The 2293-nt window shown below is 74.0% G+C and carries 2 protein-coding genes; one reads left to right on the plus strand and one right to left on the minus strand.

Annotated elements, in window-relative coordinates:
- The coding region (locus GUY61_RS37665; protein WP_166634784.1) for a hypothetical protein at positions 1-782 on the plus strand (782 nt) is incomplete at its 5' end.
- Between the two features lie 166 nt (positions 783-948).
- Here the strand turns inward: GUY61_RS37665 and GUY61_RS37670 are convergent.
- On the minus strand, positions 949-2283 hold the full coding sequence (locus GUY61_RS37670; protein WP_166634785.1) for a MarR family transcriptional regulator: 1335 nt from the start codon (positions 2281-2283) through the stop codon (positions 949-951).
- Positions 2284-2293 lie beyond the last annotated feature (10 nt).

The raw sequence follows: 2293 nt of genomic DNA on the forward strand, positions 1-2293 counted from the left end.
CGTATGCCCCCCAGCCCAACCCGACGATCCACATCCCGGTCCTGGACCACGGGCAGTGGCGCGACCTCACCGTGATCACCCGCCACCTCGCCGGCCGGCTCGCACGGCTGCCCGCCGAGAACGTCCTCCAGGAGATCGCCGTTGCGGGCGCCCGCAACGGCATCCGACTCCTGCCGGCCCTCGACCAGTGCCGCGCCTCGTGCGGCTGCTCCAGCCGCAGCGCCCTGTGCAAGCACGCCGCCACGGCTCTGATCCAGGTCGCCCTCTGCCTCGACGCGATGCCCCTCGTCCTTCTCCTGCTCCGCGGCCGATCCCCGGTCGACTTCTTCGCCGACCTCCAGGACCCCGATCACCCCAGCCTCCACCACCACGGGCCAAGGAACCTGCCGCTCCCGCCGGTCACCTCCGCGCACATCGCCTTCGACGAGGGGGAACACGCCGCCCGCCCGCCCCTTCCGCCGGTCATGAGCCCTCCCGAGCAGCCGGCCACGCCGGTGCTCCTCGCCGTTGGCGGTTTCGCCAGCCAGAGCCTTGCCGGGCTCGCTGCCGACACGGCCCAGCGGGCCCACTCCCTTCTTCGCACCCTGACCGAGGACGACGCCACGGCAACGGCACGGCCGGCGGGCATCTTCGGGGAGGCCGACCCGGACGGCGGTTCACCGGTCTCGCGCCAGCTCCCCCACATTCCGCTGCAGCAGCGGCTCAGAGAGCTCCAGGAGGCTACGGGCATGACCAAGGCGGAACTGGCCCAGGCCGTCCGCGACTGGGGCCTCAACGACTGACCTGCATGGTGACCTCCGCGCTGCCGTCCGGATTTCACGGAGAGGACCGACCTGGTGGTCGCCCAACCGGCCTCCTGCTGTCGGGAGTCGGCTCTGGTGAGGGCCGAACCGCCGCGCAGCCACGATCGAGGGGCGCAGGGCCGCGTGCGGGGCCCTGCTGGAGGGGTCATCCGCACACCGCCTCGGGTGATCCGTCGTCGGGCCAGGTCGGGCGGTACGGGTCGTCGATGATCCACCCCCGCCATGCGGTGTCGTGGAGCTCGCCCGTGCTCTCGTCGACGACGCCCTCGGGCACCAGCCGCAGCCGCGGCCGGGCGGACCGGCGACGCTCGACGGCGTGCTGCGTGCGTTCGGTGAGCCACTGCCGGAACCGGCGCCGCTGGTCGCCGTGCCGTTTGCGGCGCCGTTCCCCCAGGCCGGCGGTGCCCCGGGCGAGGGCGACGTGCTCGAGCTGGTCGAGGCCGGGGCGAAGGCCTTCGTCGGCGGCCAGGTGGCGGGGCAGGTAGACCAGGCCGTCGGCTTCCTCGGCGAGACCGTCCTCGACGAGCTTGTCCACGCGGCGGCGCACCGTGGTGCGGTGAAGTCCGGTCGCCGCGGCCAGGTGCGCGACGTCGGCGCCGTCGAGCGGGTCGAGGGCGGCGAGGGTCCGGGCACCGGACGTGCCGTGGGCGTAGTGGTGACAGGCGTCGGTACCCATCACGGCGCCCAGCGCGCGGGTGCTCACCTCCCGGCCCGTGTGCACTTCCGGGACACCCCTTGCCCCCCTCTCCCCCGTGGCTGGACGGTGTCCCGGGCGCGCACACGACTCCTGATCTTCAGACTCTGTCGTGGGGATTCGCAGGGACCAGGTCGAGCTGTGCTCCCCGGTGCCGGCCGCGACCAGGACCAGCCACCGGGCCGCACGCAGGCGGGCGTTGCTCGCTTCCACGGTCGAGCGGGCGCAGCCCATCCGCTCGGCCAGCTGCCGTACCGAGACCTCGTGCTCGAGTCCGCCGGCCTGTTCGGCCAGCTGTAGCCGTGCGGTGAGGTTCTTGAGGTCGGTGCCGCCGCCGGGCCCCGGCCACACGACGGCTTCCACGGCGGCCCGCAGGCGGGCGACCGCCACCATGGCATCGGCCCGGCACACGATCGCGCCCGAAGCGCCCACGAACGCGCGCGCCTTGTCGAGCATCCCGGCGAGCTTGCCCTCGGCGTACAGCTCCCCCTTGCGCGAGCGCAGCGACCGCGCCCAGGCGCCGCCCGCCGTCGGGCGCAGCACCAGGGCCTCCCACCACTGAGCGAGGGTCCACTCCCGGCCGGGCTGGGAGACCGCGACCGCCAGAGCCATCGTCATCCGGTAGCCGGAATCGGCGGCCGTCCTGCCCGCGTACCGGCGTTCGGTGTCGCCCTCCAGCAAAAGCCGGCGCGCCCGCCCCGACAGACCCGGCAGCCCATGCACCCACTCGGTCAACGACGGCCGCCGAACAGGCCGGTGCGCCACGGCGCGTACGGGATGGTTCACGCCCCCACCC

Source organism: Streptomyces sp. GC420 (assembly GCF_009916105.1).
Lineage (GTDB): Bacteria > Actinomycetota > Actinomycetes > Streptomycetales > Streptomycetaceae > Streptomyces.